13 protein-coding genes are annotated in these 15,178 nt (G+C 41.3%); 3 read left to right on the top strand and 10 right to left on the bottom strand.

From position 1 onward, the window contains the following. Positions 1 to 285: 285 nt before the first annotated feature. Both QUF73_01820 and QUF73_01815 read left to right on the top strand, forming a co-directional pair. On the top strand, positions 286 to 1,707 hold the full coding sequence (locus QUF73_01820; protein MDM5224940.1) for a Na+/H+ antiporter NhaC family protein: 1,422 nt from the start codon (positions 286 to 288) through the stop codon (positions 1,705 to 1,707). A 108-nt stretch (positions 1,708 to 1,815) separates the two neighbouring features. Further along, entirely contained in the window at positions 1,816 to 3,270 is a 1,455-nt protein-coding gene (locus tag QUF73_01815) for a flavin monoamine oxidase family protein (protein ID MDM5224939.1), read from the top strand. A 93-nt stretch (positions 3,271 to 3,363) separates the two neighbouring features. Here the strand turns inward: QUF73_01815 and QUF73_01810 are convergent, their stop codons facing one another. The 4 genes from QUF73_01810 to QUF73_01795 all read right to left on the bottom strand — a co-directional run bounded on the left by QUF73_01810 (position 3,364) and on the right by QUF73_01795 (position 7,917). Further along, positions 3,364 to 5,268: an endonuclease MutS2 gene (locus tag QUF73_01810; GenBank protein MDM5224938.1), complete on the bottom strand. Its 1,905-nt coding sequence runs from the start codon at positions 5,266 to 5,268 to the stop codon at positions 3,364 to 3,366. Between the two features lie 1,039 nt (positions 5,269 to 6,307). Further along, a complete protein-coding gene (locus QUF73_01805) occupies positions 6,308 to 6,481 on the bottom strand; it encodes a hypothetical protein (GenBank protein ID MDM5224937.1) in 174 nt (57 codons plus the stop codon). A gap of 222 nt (positions 6,482 to 6,703) precedes the next feature. Then, complete coding sequence (locus QUF73_01800; protein ID MDM5224936.1) at positions 6,704 to 6,970, bottom strand: hypothetical protein; 267 nt, start codon at positions 6,968 to 6,970, stop codon at positions 6,704 to 6,706. 329 nt (positions 6,971 to 7,299) lie between these two features. After that, positions 7,300 to 7,917 (bottom strand): GNAT family N-acetyltransferase, encoded by a 618-nt coding sequence (locus QUF73_01795; GenBank protein ID MDM5224935.1) that lies wholly within the window; start codon positions 7,915 to 7,917, stop codon positions 7,300 to 7,302. Between the two features lie 221 nt (positions 7,918 to 8,138). Here QUF73_01795 and QUF73_01790 point away from each other — a divergent pair, with 221 nt between their 5' ends. Next, a complete protein-coding gene (locus QUF73_01790) occupies positions 8,139 to 8,927 on the top strand; it encodes an HAD family hydrolase (protein MDM5224934.1) in 789 nt (262 codons plus the stop codon). 154 nt (positions 8,928 to 9,081) lie between these two features. On the opposite strand, the gene QUF73_01785 is transcribed toward QUF73_01790, so the two are convergent. The 6 genes from QUF73_01785 to QUF73_01760 all read right to left on the bottom strand — a co-directional run bounded on the left by QUF73_01785 (position 9,082) and on the right by QUF73_01760 (position 15,110). Further along, positions 9,082 to 9,768, bottom strand: a complete 687-nt coding sequence (locus tag QUF73_01785; GenBank protein ID MDM5224933.1) for a copper homeostasis protein CutC — start codon at positions 9,766 to 9,768, stop codon at positions 9,082 to 9,084. 46 nt (positions 9,769 to 9,814) lie between these two features. Continuing rightward, a complete protein-coding gene (locus QUF73_01780) occupies positions 9,815 to 10,831 on the bottom strand; it encodes an asparaginase (GenBank protein MDM5224932.1) in 1,017 nt (338 codons plus the stop codon). A 28-nt stretch (positions 10,832 to 10,859) separates the two neighbouring features. Next, the gene (locus QUF73_01775) at positions 10,860 to 12,014 is read right to left on the bottom strand and encodes an ROK family transcriptional regulator (GenBank protein ID MDM5224931.1); all 1,155 of its coding nucleotides are present in this window, start codon (positions 12,012 to 12,014) and stop codon (positions 10,860 to 10,862) included. Between the two features lie 231 nt (positions 12,015 to 12,245). After that, positions 12,246 to 13,133 (bottom strand): sugar phosphate isomerase/epimerase family protein, encoded by an 888-nt coding sequence (locus tag QUF73_01770; protein MDM5224930.1) that lies wholly within the window; start codon positions 13,131 to 13,133, stop codon positions 12,246 to 12,248. 1 nt (position 13,134) lies between these two features. After that, positions 13,135 to 14,196, bottom strand: a complete 1,062-nt coding sequence (locus QUF73_01765; protein ID MDM5224929.1) for a Gfo/Idh/MocA family oxidoreductase — start codon at positions 14,194 to 14,196, stop codon at positions 13,135 to 13,137. Between the two features lie 5 nt (positions 14,197 to 14,201). Further along, positions 14,202 to 15,110 carry a sugar phosphate isomerase/epimerase family protein gene (locus tag QUF73_01760; GenBank protein MDM5224928.1) on the bottom strand — a complete coding sequence of 303 codons (909 nt, stop codon included), beginning with the start codon at positions 15,108 to 15,110 and terminating at the stop codon, positions 14,202 to 14,204. Positions 15,111 to 15,178 lie beyond the last annotated feature (68 nt).

Raw genomic sequence — 15,178 nt, 5'->3', positions numbered from 1 at the left:
ATAAAGGGGCATAACGAAGAACATCAGAAATCAATCATGAACCCATCAGTTCTTCGAATACTCTCTTCATCAAAATATGTATCGTGATGGGGGATTGTTACTGAATCAAACACCCATATTAGTGGGTTTCATTTATTAAAGCAAAAAAGGATGTACCTGCTAATAGCTTACAGTACCCTTCACTACAGGAAAAAACGTATCATTTTGCGGTCAAATTTCAGGAATTTACCTCTCTTCCCTGGCAATACTAAATAAGTAATGGCATTTTCATTGGAGGGCAGAAACTTGAATAACACCTGGCTATCGCTCATACCATTTTTAATCGTAATCGGAATGTCCATCTGGCTGAAAAACATCCTGCCAGGACTGGTTGTTGGCATTCTTGTTGGCTCCATTATTGTTTCGGCAGATTTACTGTCTGGAACGGAGCAATCGGTTGCTTATATTGTGACAACGCTTTCGGATGAAACGAATATTAAAATTGTCGGGTTTTTATATTTGTTCGGAGGCCTTGTCGGAATGATGAATATTGCCGGTGGCATTAAGGGTTTCTCAGAGTGGGCCGGAAAACGGATCCGGTCAGAAAGGGGACTTCTGGTGTTTATTTGGATCACCCTCCCTTTTACCTTCATGATGCCGATGTTCCGGATTATGATGATTGGGCCCATTATCAAATCCTTGATTAAAAAAATGAATTTGTCCAAGCAAAAAGTGGGCATGACTCTCGATATTTCAACGGAATCGGTGATTGTGCTGCTTCCGGTTGCAACTGCATTTGTAGGCTTCATGGTATCTTTGGTTGAAGGCGGCATCAGCGGGCTGAACCTGGGTATGTCGGCATATGAGATTTTCTTATTAAGTATTTTGTTTAACTTTTACGCGATCATTATGCTGCTGATCGGTATTGTTCAGACATTTTGGCCGCGAAGAACAAAGCAAGGGCAGGAGCAAACCCATACAGATCTGGAGGAAAAAGAGCATGAGTTCCACCGGAAGGGAATTAAGAAGGAATTATCACTTGTAAAAGCCCAGCCGTGGCATTTAATTTTCCCGGTGGTTTTATTGCTTGCGTTTTCTTTGTTCCTGTTATGGCAGGATGGGATGGCACAGGGCGCAAATACAATATTCGAGGCCTTTTCCATGGCAGATGCAACATTTGTGATGCTGCTCGCTGTTTTTATTACCCTCGTTTTAACCTTTATTTTTTACATAATTAGACGGGAGAAGATGAACGAAATTCTTTATCATTTTTATGATGGAGGCAATCAGATGATGGAAGCGATCAGTCTGCTCATTCTTATTTGGGCGCTGACCCTTGCTGCGGAGGATCTTGGATTTTCCGAATTCATTGGGAGTTCACTGGGAAGCTTCCTGCCTGCCTTCCTGACTCCAGCAGCCATCTTTGTACTCGGTTCTGTGGTAGGCTACTTTATAGGAAGCTCATGGGGAACCTGGGGATTATTCATGCCGCTTGGAATTACCCTGGCGGTTTCGACTGGTGCCTCCATTCCGCTTACCGTTGGAGCGGTATTCGCAAGCGGGGCATTCGGAGCGTTAACCTCACCGCTCGGAGATACGACCATTACCACTGCTTCCATTCTCGATATGGATTTAGTAGATTATGCCCGGTATAAATTGAAGATTTCAGCGATTGGCGGTGTGATTGCTGCCGGGTTATTCATTGCAAGCGGGATTTTCATTTCCTAAGAAGTTTGTAATCACTCCTGGACTGAGCAGTCCCTTTTCCTCTTATGCACATAGTGATTCATGCAGATGAATATACTGCAATGAATCCTATTGCAAAGGGGCGGAGAGATGACTTGGAAGAAAAAGCCGGAATTAACGAATGATCAAATGCTGAATGTGATTCATCACGGCCTTCGTAAGACACAGTCGCCAAAGCATATCGTCATTGTTGGTGCAGGTATGGCTGGTCTGGTGGCAGGTTCTTTATTAAAGGAATCCGGGCATAAGATCACCATTCTGGAAGCAAATGACAGAATAGGCGGCCGTGTTTATACTATGCGCTCCCCTTTCAGCAAAGGATTATACTTTAACGCAGGCCCAATGAGGATACCTCATATCCATTCGCTGACTTTATCCTATATAAAAAAATTCAAGCTCCCTATAAATGTTTTTATAAACCGCAACCCTATGGATATTCTTTACGCAAATGGCATCAAAACACGGCTTGAGGTGTATGAACGCTATCCAGGCATATTAAATTTCCCCATTCATCCTAATGAGAGAGGAAAATCGGCTGAAGAGCTTCTGCTTACAGTCGTCCAGCCTTTTATTGACTTTGTCAATAAAGACCCGGCAAGAAATTGGCCAATTCTCGAAAAACAATATGAAAAATACTCGTTTGGCTTTATATTAAACACGTATTTTTCAGCAGGTGCAATTGACATGATCGGTGTGCTTCTGGACTTGGAGGCATTTATGGGCATGTCTTTCACTGAAGTTTTACGTGAGCTGATAATATTCACTTCTCCTGGATCTTATTATGAAATTACTGGCGGAATGGACCGATTGCCAAAGGCTTTTCTTCCTCAATTGAAAGATAATATTCACTTCGATCTAAAAATGACTGGAATTATTCAGGATCCAAACAGTGTTGCTATTCAAGTAACCCATCAAGAGTCTAAGGTGACTTACATCATTACAGGGGACCTTGCCATTGTGACCATCCCATTTTCCGTTATGCGCTTTGTAGATATTCAGCCCTTTCATTCATTTTCCTATTATAAGCGCAGATCCATTCGCGAGATCAATTATATGGCAGCAACCAAAATTGCCATTGAGTTTAAGTCCCGATTCTGGGAAAAAGCAGGCCAGCTGGGCGGGAAAACCATTACGGACCTGCCGATTCGATTTACCTATCTTCCAAGTTATGGGGTTGGCACAAGCGGCCCTGCCATCCTAATTGCCAGCTATACCTGGGCGGATGAGGCTCATACGTGGGATAGTCAGCCGGAGGAAAAGCGTATTCAATATGCACTAAAAAACCTGGCGGAGATTTACGGTAATATCGTTTATAGCCAATTTGTTGCAGGAGCTTCATACAGCTGGGCACTGAATCCTTATGCCGCTGGCGGATTTTCATTCTTTGAACCTGGACAGGAAACCGAATTGTTTCCCGGTATTGTTTCATCTGAGGGGCGTGTCCATTTTGCGGGAGAGCACACATCCAAAACCCGGACCTGGGTTCAAGGGGCAATCGAATCCGGAATACGAGCTGCCTATGAGGTAAATGATTTGACTAAGTAGTATTATTTCTTAATAAAATGCTGGATAACTATTATCCAAAACAAAAAAGGCGATTTCCCCCAAAATCGAGGATCGCCTTCTTACCATTAGATACTATTCCTGCTTTCTATTTCTAATCTCCTTTTGCACCCTTCTCAATGCCTTTTTCGATCCTCTTTCCAGATCATGCTGCAGCTTCCGTGCATGGTAACTGGTAAATAAGGTATTCATATCATATCCTTCTGGATAAAGCTCGCTTGCTTTAATGTCCAATTCAATCCGCTTACTGTTCACTTCCACTATTTCATCTTTATAGAACAGCTTGATGTTATTAAATTTATCTATTGGCTCATACACAATGGCGTAATCATCCTGGCTGATCCATTTTACCCGGTCACCGATTTCATAATGATATTCTTCCATGATCTGCTTCACTTCAATCACTGGCTTCTTTATTCTGTTCTCTCTTACTGCTTCCAGATTATAATCCTTGTTTTCAATATACATTTGCGCACGCTTCAGGACATGTTCGCGGATATTCATCTTTCTGGAAATCCAAAGCGCATTGCTCTCTCCTGATTCACCTATTAAGAGCTTATACATCGGCTTCAATTCCTCACTGTCGAATAACATGGCAGCATTCATAAAATCATCATGCATTTCAGAATAACGTTTAATCTCACCGTAGTGAGTAGTGGCAATCGTGATGCATCCCATATGATAAAACTCTTCTAAAATGGCAATGGCTAAAGCGGCCCCTTCATTCGGCTCTGTTCCGCTGCCAATCTCATCGAATAACAGCAGCGTATTATTAGTGGAAGCACTCATGATCTCTGAAATGTTCTTCATATGGGAAGAAAACGTGCTCAGGGCGTTCTCTATGCTTTGATTATCTCCAATATCAACAAACACATGATCAAAGATGGCGATTTCACTTCCCGGTTTCGCCATAATATGAAACCCGGACATGACAGCCAGAGTGAGGATTCCGATTGTCTTTAAGACGACGGTTTTCCCGCCTGCATTTGGGCCTGTTATGACTAAGCTTCTATAATCTTTCCCGATTTCAAAATCCAGCGGGACAATGTTTCCTTCTAATAAAGGGTGTTTACTGCTTACTAATTTGATATACCCATGATTATTAATCTCCGGTTCAATGGCGTCCGTACTTTTGCTGTACTTCGCTTTCGCAAAAATCATGTCGTACTGGCTGATGCATTCAATATTGATGCGGATCTCATGAATGGCTTCAAGAATCGCTCCGGAAAGCGTGGCTAATATTTGATATTCCTCTACCGACTCCTCCGATTTTAGCATCGCCAATTCAACATTGAGCTTTGAAACTGCATCAGGCTCTATGAAAACAGTCGACCCTTTCGAGGATGTTTCAACCACTGTTCCCGCTACTTGATTTTTAAAGGATGCTTTTATCGGGATCGTGAAGCGGTCATCCTTCTTGCTAATATAGAATTCCTGGATGTATTCCTTATTTGCTCCGCTTCTCAAAAACTTATTCAATCGTTCTTCGATTTTTCCTTCTGTTTTCGCAATGTGGTTTCTAATTCGTTTCAGCTCTTTGCTGGCACCAGAATCAACCATGTTTCCTTTAATCGCATATAAGATCTCTTCTTCGATATTTCTAAATTCAGTCATAGATAGCGCATAAGTGTACAGGACTGGCGCAAAAAATTCTTTATCAGCCATAAACTTTTTGATTTTCCGGCAGCCTCTTAAAAAATCGGATACAGCGTTTAACTCTGATGGAGTTAATATGATGCCTTTTTCCAATTTTTCAATATGGCTTGTGATATTGGAAATGCCGGTTAATGGCAGATGCTTTTCGGCGTCCAGCAGCCTTCGAGCCTCGCTTGTTTCATTTAATCGATTGCGGACGGCTTTCATATTCGAGCTCGGCTGCAACCGGTCGATCAGCTCTTTCCCTAAACTGCTGACGCAATGCTGTTTCACTTTATTCTTCAATTCGTGGTATTGTAATTTCTCAAAAGTCATTTGATTCATTCTCTCTGCCTCATTCCAAATAAAATAGCCCGCAAAAGCCTTCCCCACCGCCAATTTGAATTGGGCAGAAAGCTTCCGCGGGCGTATATTTCGAACAGGCATAAACAAACTAATCCCTAAAGCAGGCTTAGTGTCTAAAGCTACACGAATATATAGAAATGGAAGCAGTCTTGTAGCAGGTATTCAAACAAGTGATGTTTGAAAAAAGGCATTCTTAATAAACTGGCTAAAACCAGAAAATAAACACCTTATTCAACTAATAACAATTAGTTGACACCTACTACCGACATACTTCACCACACCTTTTTGTATTATGAAATTAATGTAGCACGGAACTGCCAGTCTCGTCAAACTACTTATGGAATTATTTGTACATTGTTTAAGGCTATTTTCGTATAAATTGTTGTTTTTCGTCTATCAATGTTGTCCGCTGATTTCCGCTCTAGGCTGCTCGCTTTCCGCGGGGCGGGCGGTGAGCCTCCTCGACGCTGCGCGTCTGCGGGGTCTCACCTGTCCCGCTACTCCCGCAGGACTTTGAGTAAGCATCCAAGAATAATCACCGCACGAAGAAAATGCGATAGCATTTTCGAGGATATCGCACCTTTCGCTAGAATCAACTCAGTAAATGATATACAAAAACCAACGAGGAGAAAACGGTCGCCATGAGGCTGTCATGAAGCCGAAAAAGTGAGGAGCGAAAAGAAAATGGTCGCCATGAAGGCTTCTTGAAGCCGAAAAATCGAGGAGCGAGGAGGAAACGGTCGCCCTGGGGCTGTCATGAAGCCGAAAAAGTAAGGAGCGAAAAGAAAATAGTCGTCATGAATGCTTCATGAAGCCGAAAAATCGTGTAGGGAGAAGAAAAGGATCGCCATGAATGCTTCAAGTAGCCGAAAAATCGTGTAGCGAGAAGAAAATGGTCGTCAAGAAGGCTCCATGAAGCCGAAAAATCGAGTTTGCTAAAACAACCTGTTTAAAAAGCTGTTTTTCCAAAAGAAAAGTGCACCTTCCCAAAAGGCGCACTTTCTTTGAATTTGAATCTTTACTCTGTTTCCTCTTCAGATCCTTCTTCAGTTCCTTCTTCAGTGCCTTCTTCTGTTCCCGTATCTTCAGTTTCCTCTGTGTTAGTCTCGTCAGTGTCATCTTCATTGTTGCAGCCTGTAGCCACACCTGTAATCATTAAAACTGCCATCATAGCTAATAACCATTTTTTCATTTCCAATTCCTCCTTGGCTGCTATATTTGTTACAGTAGTAATCATAGAAGAATCTGCACGGAAATAGAAGGTCATGATCCATTATTTTACATACATTAACCTTCTTTTAAGAAAGTTCATGAAAATATAACATAGCTTTTTCAAACACCGGGACCAAAAGCCCTTCACAATTGGGTACCTTGGAACTCATGGTCTAGGTTATTCCCGGTAAACTGCCGGCACTCATTCTCCCCCGCCATCTCCTCCATCATCGCTGTCTTCTGTATTACTCTCATCGCCGTTCCCAGCATGTTCGGCTTCATCAAAAAATCCTTTAATAGAATCCAGTATATTTTTATTTGTATCTGCACTTTCATTCCAGTGATGTGCATTTAAAAAACTCTCCAAAGTAAATACCTGAACCGCTTGTTTTTTATATCTGGTAATAAAGTAAAGACAAAGGATTATAATCAGCAAGATAATAAGTGTAAGAATCCAGCCATTAATCACTGCAACCACCGCTCCTTATTTTTCTTTTTCTATGACCCTATTAAGTAAAATAAAAGACTCTTACAAAAAAATGAGCTAACGGGTCCTAATCTGAATCCGATAGAGTATCTCTTCTTTGAATACAGATGCCATTGATAATAATCTCCTTCTTAGAAATATTTTTTTAATCGAATTCCATGCAAAGTATAATTGATGTCTTTACTTTACCTCTATTAAGCTTCTTTTTCGTGGAAATAAACCTGACAGTATTCCTTTTCTATTTTTATATAAATGGTTTCAAATCAAATATACAGCATTAGGGTTTCTCAGCTCGTCTATTAGCCATCACATCAGAGGATAGGCCCCAGGGAATCAACTTCTTTCTTCTTCAAATGCTTCATATAGACAAGATTATTGACACCACTTCTTTCACTATGCTTTTGAGGTATACGCATAAACTCTGCAAATCCCAGTTTTTCATAAAGCTTGATTGCATTTGTATTGGTATCTGCTACCTCTAGAACATATTCGCAATATGAAGTTGAATCCATTATCGATTTTAGCAGTTCAGTCGCCACACCCTGTCCTCTATAATTAACCGAAGTTGCTACAAACTCTATTGCACCCATATTTTCAGATATTTGAAAGGGATATTGCTTTTTCTCAAATTCTTTTTTGAGAATGATATAAGCAATACTTCCCATGATTAAACCAAGATGCTTTATACATTCACTATATTTCAATTTCACTGAAGGTATATTGTTTGTGCAGGCGGCTATAGCCGTAATATGATTGCCAACTGTAGCTGTATAGAAGACCTCTGTATTAAACATATGTACAAATGTCCTGTAAAGTTTAGCTTTATCCTTTGAAAAATAATGCAGCCATTGATAGAAGCCGTCTACAAAAATAACACTCATCTCATTTCTTATATTTCCTTTTGCTTCACAAGCACGAATAATATTCATAGTCTATCCCTCTATTCATTGTGAAAGTTAGGCACAGCAAAAATTTAACCTTAATCAAAAGACCGATCACTTCTTCTTAAACCCCTGTTAATGAAATAACATTTTTATCCTGAAGAAGCATTTTCTGCTTCAAAAAAACACGTAATCTATACACTGAGTTTACCTGGCATTAATATTCAGAGGATATGATTGGTTTAACAACGAATGAGGAGGCAGTATAAATGAATATGCGTGCAATATTTATTGATATGGATGGTACACTCCTTAAAGCCTCAAATTACATTTCTGAAAGAAATAAGGAAGCCATTTATCGGCTCATAGATCAGGGAGTCATGGTGTTTCTAGCCACTGGCCGACATTATGAAGTAACCGCTCCCTACCATAAAGAAATTGGATTACAAACTCCTATGATTTGTTTGAATGGTGCCGCTATTCACGATGCAGAGACAGGAAGGGCTACGCAAATAAAAACCGTACGATTGAATGAAGAACGCTTTCACCATCTGACCTCAGAAAGTCCATGCAATGTAATAATCCATACAGCAACTGGGCTATTTTGTAAGGAAACGAACGAAGAAATCGATTATTGGACAAAGGTTGGGAAAATTCCGCCGCAGTATATTGGAGATTTAAGACAGGCAACTTATCAGGATGTTCTTAAATATAGTGTTCGAACAGGTGCAGCAAGTCCTGAATTATCCGCTTTGTTTAAATCGGAAGCAGGGGTCATCGATTGGGATGACGGGTTTGAGCTGGTTGCTCCAGATGTTTCCAAATGGGCTGCTATCAAAAGCTTACTTGCTGAATTTCAAATTAGTCCCAATGAAGTTGCAGCCATTGGAGACGGCCCCAATGATATAGAGATGCTTCGTCATGCCGGTACTGGTGTGGCAATGGGGAACGCCAGCGAAAAGGTTAAAGCAGCAGCTGATTTTGTTACAGAGCACCACGAAAATGATGGATTAGCTGAGTTTATAGAACGTTATCTTCTAAAATCTTATGCGGTTTAATTTATTTTTATAGGTTTTTTCGTAATATAAAAAGACAGGTGATTTCCCTGTCTTTTTTAATGGCAATATTCTTATATTATTATGTGATAAAAACTCCCTCACACACAATACCCCATAACTCATCAGGTCGCATTCCGCTAAAGCCCTTTTCACATTATGCACCGATTATTTTCTTTACCTTTAGCACTCTCTCAGGATCAATCGCGTGCTCATAGCTGGATTTTACACGGACTCCTGTACCAAAATGAACTTCAGAGACTGGCACCACATCCAAAAATGATCTGATATTTTCAATTGAAAGACCTGAACCCGCCATGATCTTTATATGACTATCTGCTGTAAGATCATGCAGGCTTTTTAGTCTTTCTGCTGCATCTGCAGCACTTTTTCGGCCGCCGGATGTAAGGATCCTCGAAATTTGCGGATACTGCTTTAGACTTTCCAAAGCTGCAAATTGATCACCGGCCTCATCAAAGGCGCGATGGTAGGTAATGTCCATTCCATCTGCTGCATCGATTAGCCGCTTTAAATGATCGTTATGTACTTGTTGGTCAGGTGTAAGAACGCCAAACACTACACCTGCCGCTCCTGATTTATTGCATATTTTAATATCCTGAATCATAATGTCAATGTCTTCTTCCGAATAGCAAAACCCGCGGCTGTGCGGACGAATCATTACATTCACTGGGATTTTTAATTCCTTGCACACTCTTTCAATGACGCCATAACCTGGTGTCAGACCTCCCTCTGCGAGCCCGGTTACCAGTTCAATTCTGCCGGCGCCGGCTTCCTGGGCAATTAGCGCATCACTTAGGGTGTCTGCAATAACTTCTATTAACATGTTTATGTATCTCCTTTAATAGTGCGTTCTCATTAGTTGAACTTAATTAATTTAAAGGCAATTTCTCAGACTGGAATATTTCCTTTATAGATCCCACTTCCATTCCAGCATCATTTCGAATAACGGAAGGCCTTAGGTTTCTCAGCTTTTTAATGGTTTCGTGATTGCTGTATTGTATTTGTTCAAGAATAGATGCTACAATATTTGGCCAGACGTCCTCAGATCCATTTAATACTTTGAGGGCAAATCCAGCCCGTTCTTTTTTTAGTCCGAAGCAATACACACCCTGGGCTCCGCCTTTAGCAACAATATTCTTGTCTTCCAATAAAATCGAACAGATAAAATGCTGTGATGCAACCATATTGAACTGGTTATTCATAATGCCCGTCATCTTAATAACTGCCTGCTGCAGCTGGGGATCCTGAATCAGATCGGGACAAGCCAGCTTCAGGTATACTTCAGACATCCTCTTTAAAGGAATGGCAAAAACGGGGGCCCCGCAGCCATCAATCCCAATATGAATAGCAGAGACCGGGATGCCCGATAAATGAGAAAGAATATCCATGATGTGCTTTTGCAGGGGATGGTCTTCTTTCCAATATCCCTCTACCGGAAATCCCCATTCACGGCATACTGTAATAAATCCCATATGTTTGCCTGCGCAATTGTGATAAAGCTTCCTTTTCTGAATCCCTTGTCTGATCATCTCTTCTCTTGGCTGTATATTTAAAGGATAAGAAGGAGGGCAATAAAGCTCTTCTTCCTTTACAGGGAGTTTTGCTAACATCGATTCCAGAGCCTCAATATGGTAGGGTTCTCCTCGATGGGAAGCTGTAAACAATGCTGCTTCCTGCTCTGTTAATCCGTACTTATCAATTATGTCAGTCAGAAAGACCGGCAGCGCCTGGATTGGCTTAGAAGCAGAGCGAAAGTATGTGTAATTCTCTTCATCACCAACCTGATAAAAGGATTCGAATTGATCATCCACACCGCAAATAATCCCGGTATGAATATTCTCAACCAATCCTCCCCTGACTTCCTCTACTAATGCATTGTATTTCACTTCAGTTCTCTCCTTAATATTGGCTTATCTACTCAAGCTCCAGCATAAGATTTTGGGCCTGAATGGCCGATCCTAACACAACTCCATAATCACTTAATTCTGAATATACAATTCTCACTGTTTGCTTCAGCGGCTCCCATATATATAACTCGCATTTTTGCTCAATGACTTCCTTCATTTCAGGAAGTTTTTCAATCGTATTGCCGCTTAGAATAATGACTTCAGGATTATACAGACAAAGGAGATTGCTGATGGCCAAAGCAATATAAGTGGAGGCTCTATCCATAATATTTAGTGCCCAGGGCTCCCGGTCCCTGTAGGATTGGAACACATCTTCTATAGAAGAAATATCCTTCACCTTCCTGCTGTCAGCAAGAATCGCACCTTCAGAAATATAGGTTGCCAGACAGCCTATTTTGCCGCAATTGCAGACATTGCCCGTAGGATCAATCACCGTATGCCCGATTTCCCCTGCATTATTGGTTTCCCCTCTGTAAATGTCTCCATTAAGCATGATAGAAGAACCAATTCCTGAACCAATTCCTACTAATATGGAATTCTGCGAATCCTTTGCTTTGCCTGTAAAGCTCTCAGCCACAATCTTCATTTTTAATTCATTATCAACAATGACATTAAAAGAGGTAAGCTTTTGCAGATCTTCAGCCAGGCTTGCATCTTTCCACTTTAACTGATCAGATACCTTCACAATCCCGTTTTTATAATCTATATATCCTGGCAAACCGACTGCCAGGCCCATTATCTTATTGGCAGGAATCTGGTTTTCTTGCATGATTTTTCGAATGATCGCGTTTATTTTATGAAGTGTTTCGATGTAACTCTCTGATTCATTTCTAATATTTTTATGTATTGAAACCATTTCACCAACATAATTAACAATTCCAACCTTCAGCAGTGATTTATCTATTTCAATGCCAATTGTATAAAGCACATCACCGCAAACTTCCAGCAAAGTCGCTTTTCTCCCGACTCCGGATGCAACTGCTTTTGTCTCCCTTACGTATCCCTGCAGCTGAAGCTCATTGACAATACGTGTTATGGAAGTAGGGCTCATCCCTGTCATTTTCGCGATATCAATCCTTGATATAGGAGACTTAGTCTTTAAAATATCAAGAACAAGATTTTTATTTTGTCTTTTCATTAAGAGCTGATCATGTTTCTCCATTATCCTACCTTCTTTATGCCTGCAGATTTAGACTTACCACTCTGAAGGTGCATTTAAAGAATCGTGTTGACTCTCGCCTTCATTGGGAAAACCAACATCATCCTTTAAAAACTTGAGCACTTTTCTGCGCCAGTTCGTTTAAGCTTCCAAAAGAAAAAACTCTATCCCTTTTGGAAGCTTACATTGGAAATCCCTCTCCCATTATACACTTTGTTCAAAGCATGAATCCATTTACCTAAAGTTTTTGATGAATTCTACTGCTTCCGCAATATCACGGATTGGATTTTGGCCCACTTCTCTTTCAATGGTTAAGTACCCCTGATAATTGATTTCGTTCAAAGCATCAAAGTAAGCCTGGAAATCAACCTCTCCCTTTCCGAGAGGCAGCTCCCTAAAATACTCACCAGAGGCAACCATTTCTGCAATTTTTGCATGGTCTGTGCCTCCTCCATATCCGAGGAACCCGTATACATCACGGGGATCAGCAGGCTTTAGCCTCCTGCCATCCTTCACATGGGTATGGACAATATAATCCTTAAGGAGTCTTACCCCCTCTGCCGGGTCATCACCGGTTACCATCACCATATTCGCCGGATCAAAATTAACTGATACCCCATTCGTGCTCAGGGTATCCAGAAAGTTTTTGAGCCTGACAGATGGTTCAGGACCTGTCTCAATGGCAAAATAGGCATCCATGCTTCTTGCGTAAACAGCCAGCTCTTCACATGCTGCCTGCATGGCTGCGTAAATGGGGCTATCCTGCTCCTCTGGTATAATGCCAATATGCGTCGTCACAATATTTGTACCCAATTCTGCAGCGAGATCCAAAATGCGTTTGGATTTTTCGATTTTAATTAGATTTTGCTCAGCATCCTGAAACCCATGTCCCCCGAGGTCACCGCAAAGGGCAGATATTTCAAGGCCAATGGAATCTAAATAGCTCTTAAGTTTTTTACGGGAAGTTTGATCCATATTTTCAGGAGCCATTTCTCCTTCAACCGCATATATTTGTACACCATCAGCCCCCATATCCTTGCAGACTTTAAGTCCTTCATACAAGGGCAGACGCAGGCTATCTACCATAACTCCGATTTTATTTGAGAGTTTTACAGTCTTCATTTTAGGCAAATGTCACCTCACATTTCTTATCAGCCGCTTCATAAATGCCAGCAAGGATCTTCATCATTTCCACCCCATCTTCTACAGGGGACAATGGATTTGTACCTGCTATACAGCTCGAAACAAAGGAATCAATCTGATTCTGAAAGGCATTGGCAAAATCAAATGTTAAATGGTCCATTTGCGGGTGAATATTCAAAATGGTGTTATTTTCTTCACTTATAATGGCCAATTCAGGCTCCAGTTCTGCCCCGCCTTTTGTGCCATATAATTTGACTCCAATTTCATCTTGTTTCGCATGAAGTGTATAAGATACATCCACAAATAAAGATGCTCCGTTCTCAAAGGTAATCAGGGCGTTCGCTAAATCTTCTACTGTATTCCGGTCTTTATGATAATCTGCCGCTTTATAAAAACTTAAATTCTCGACATTTCCTCTGTTCCCCAGCTTGCTGTATACGTTACCGGAAATAGACTTCACTTTTGGACGGCCCATTAGGTACCAGCACACATCGATGACATGGACACCAAGGTCAATTAAAGGGCCTCCCCCTGATCGATCCTTGTCTGCAAACCAGCCTCCGGGATTCCCCAGGCGGCGCAGACACGAGGCTTTTGCATAATAAATGTCGCCTAATGTTCCATTATCTATAAATGATTTCAGCACTTTCGTATTTGTAGCAAATCTTCGGACAAACCCTACCTGCAGGTTTTTCTCACTATTCCTCGCAGCTGCTTCCACTTTCAGGGCTTCTTCAACATTCATGGCCAAAGGCTTTTCTACCAGGACATGTTTTCCAGCATTGAGTGCGCCAGCTGATAACTCCGCATGGCTATTATTCCAGGTGCAAATGCTTACTGCATCGACATTTGGGTCACTGTACACTTCTTCTATATTCCTATATACATGGCTGATCCCATATTGCAGCGCCTTCGCTTCCGCTCTTTCCTCAGAATAATCAAAAACTCCATACAGAATGGCGTCAGGATTATTGGCAAAAGACTTGAAGTGCATATCAGATATCGATCCGGTTCCTATGATACAGACTCTTAAAGGCTCCATTTTCTTCACCCTTTCAACACTGGCTTAGAATCATTCACTGCCTGCACTTCATTCCATAATCTTCTTACATTATCCATGCCAATCTTCGAACCAGTCCTGCAATCTTCCATGCCTTCAAATTCTACTGTCAAGTACCCATCATAACCGGAACCCTTAATTAATCTAATAATCTCGCGTATATTTAGATCTCCGTGGCCAACGATGGCTCCGCGCAAATAGTTTTCATTTACAGTTCTGAACCAGACCCCATCACCCGGATTCTCAAAATATGGGCGAATATAGAAATCTTTTAAATGGACCGTTGCTGCGTATTTTAGATTCTTTTTCACCCCAACAAGCGGTTCCTCATCAATGCAAAGGAAGTTGCCGACATCAAGAGTTGTTTTGAAGTTAGGACGGTTAACCGCATGAATAACACGCTGTACACGGTCGCTCGATTGGACATTGAATCCGTGGTTTTCAATGGTAGTCGTAATGCCGTATTGTGCTGCATAGTCTGCGATTTGACGGCTTCCTTCTACTAACTTATCAAAATGCTCTTCAAAGTAATGAATTGTCATTTCTTCTGGCTTAAGCTGAAATGCTGTTACATCATGGCGCATAATCTTAATACCCATGAGATTAACGATATCAACATGCTCTTTCAGCCTCTCCACTTCTTGTTCGAATGCTTCCTGTGTTGGCTGAACAAAATTGGCCGGCAGGGAATAGGCAGAAAGTTCAATCCCAGCTGATTCTGCTCTTGTCTTAATTTGATGTGCCAGCTCCGCATTATCCACAACCGAAAAACCATAAGGGACAATTTCCATATGCTCCCCGCCATTTTCGGCAATCCAGTCGATCACATCCAGAACCGTCATATTGCCATCTCTTAATTCTCTTACTAAACTGTACGTGCTAAGTCCAACCTTCATGAAAATCCTCTCCTATTTCCAGTATTTTTATAGTGAATTTGCAGGAATGCTGAAATACCGCCAAGTGA

This window comes from Cytobacillus sp. NJ13 (assembly GCA_030348385.1).
Taxonomy (GTDB): Bacteria; Bacillota; Bacilli; order Bacillales; family Cytobacillaceae; genus Cytobacillus.
Note: the sequence above shows the minus strand (reverse complement) of the source record. Positions and strands in the feature narration are given on the sequence as shown.

What these genes read in the sequence shown, in the direction of transcription:
- QUF73_01775 (MDM5224931.1), bottom strand. Translation starts at nt 12,014, where the DNA reads ATGGAGAAACATGATCAGCTCTTAATGAAAAGACAAAATAAAAATCTT.
- QUF73_01810 (MDM5224938.1), bottom strand. Translation starts at nt 5,268, where the DNA reads ATGAATCAAATGACTTTTGAGAAATTACAATACCACGAATTGAAGAAT.
- QUF73_01815 (MDM5224939.1), top strand. Translation starts at nt 1,816, where the DNA reads ATGACTTGGAAGAAAAAGCCGGAATTAACGAATGATCAAATGCTGAAT.
- QUF73_01795 (MDM5224935.1), bottom strand. Translation starts at nt 7,917, where the DNA reads ATGAATATTATTCGTGCTTGTGAAGCAAAAGGAAATATAAGAAATGAG.
- QUF73_01765 (MDM5224929.1), bottom strand. Translation starts at nt 14,196, where the DNA reads ATGGAGCCTTTAAGAGTCTGTATCATAGGAACCGGATCGATATCTGAT.
- QUF73_01760 (MDM5224928.1), bottom strand. Translation starts at nt 15,110, where the DNA reads ATGAAGGTTGGACTTAGCACGTACAGTTTAGTAAGAGAATTAAGAGAT.
- QUF73_01790 (MDM5224934.1), top strand. Translation starts at nt 8,139, where the DNA reads ATGAATATGCGTGCAATATTTATTGATATGGATGGTACACTCCTTAAA.
- QUF73_01785 (MDM5224933.1), bottom strand. Translation starts at nt 9,768, where the DNA reads ATGTTAATAGAAGTTATTGCAGACACCCTAAGTGATGCGCTAATTGCC.
- QUF73_01805 (MDM5224937.1), bottom strand. Translation starts at nt 6,481, where the DNA reads ATGAAAAAATGGTTATTAGCTATGATGGCAGTTTTAATGATTACAGGT.
- QUF73_01770 (MDM5224930.1), bottom strand. Translation starts at nt 13,133, where the DNA reads ATGAAGACTGTAAAACTCTCAAATAAAATCGGAGTTATGGTAGATAGC.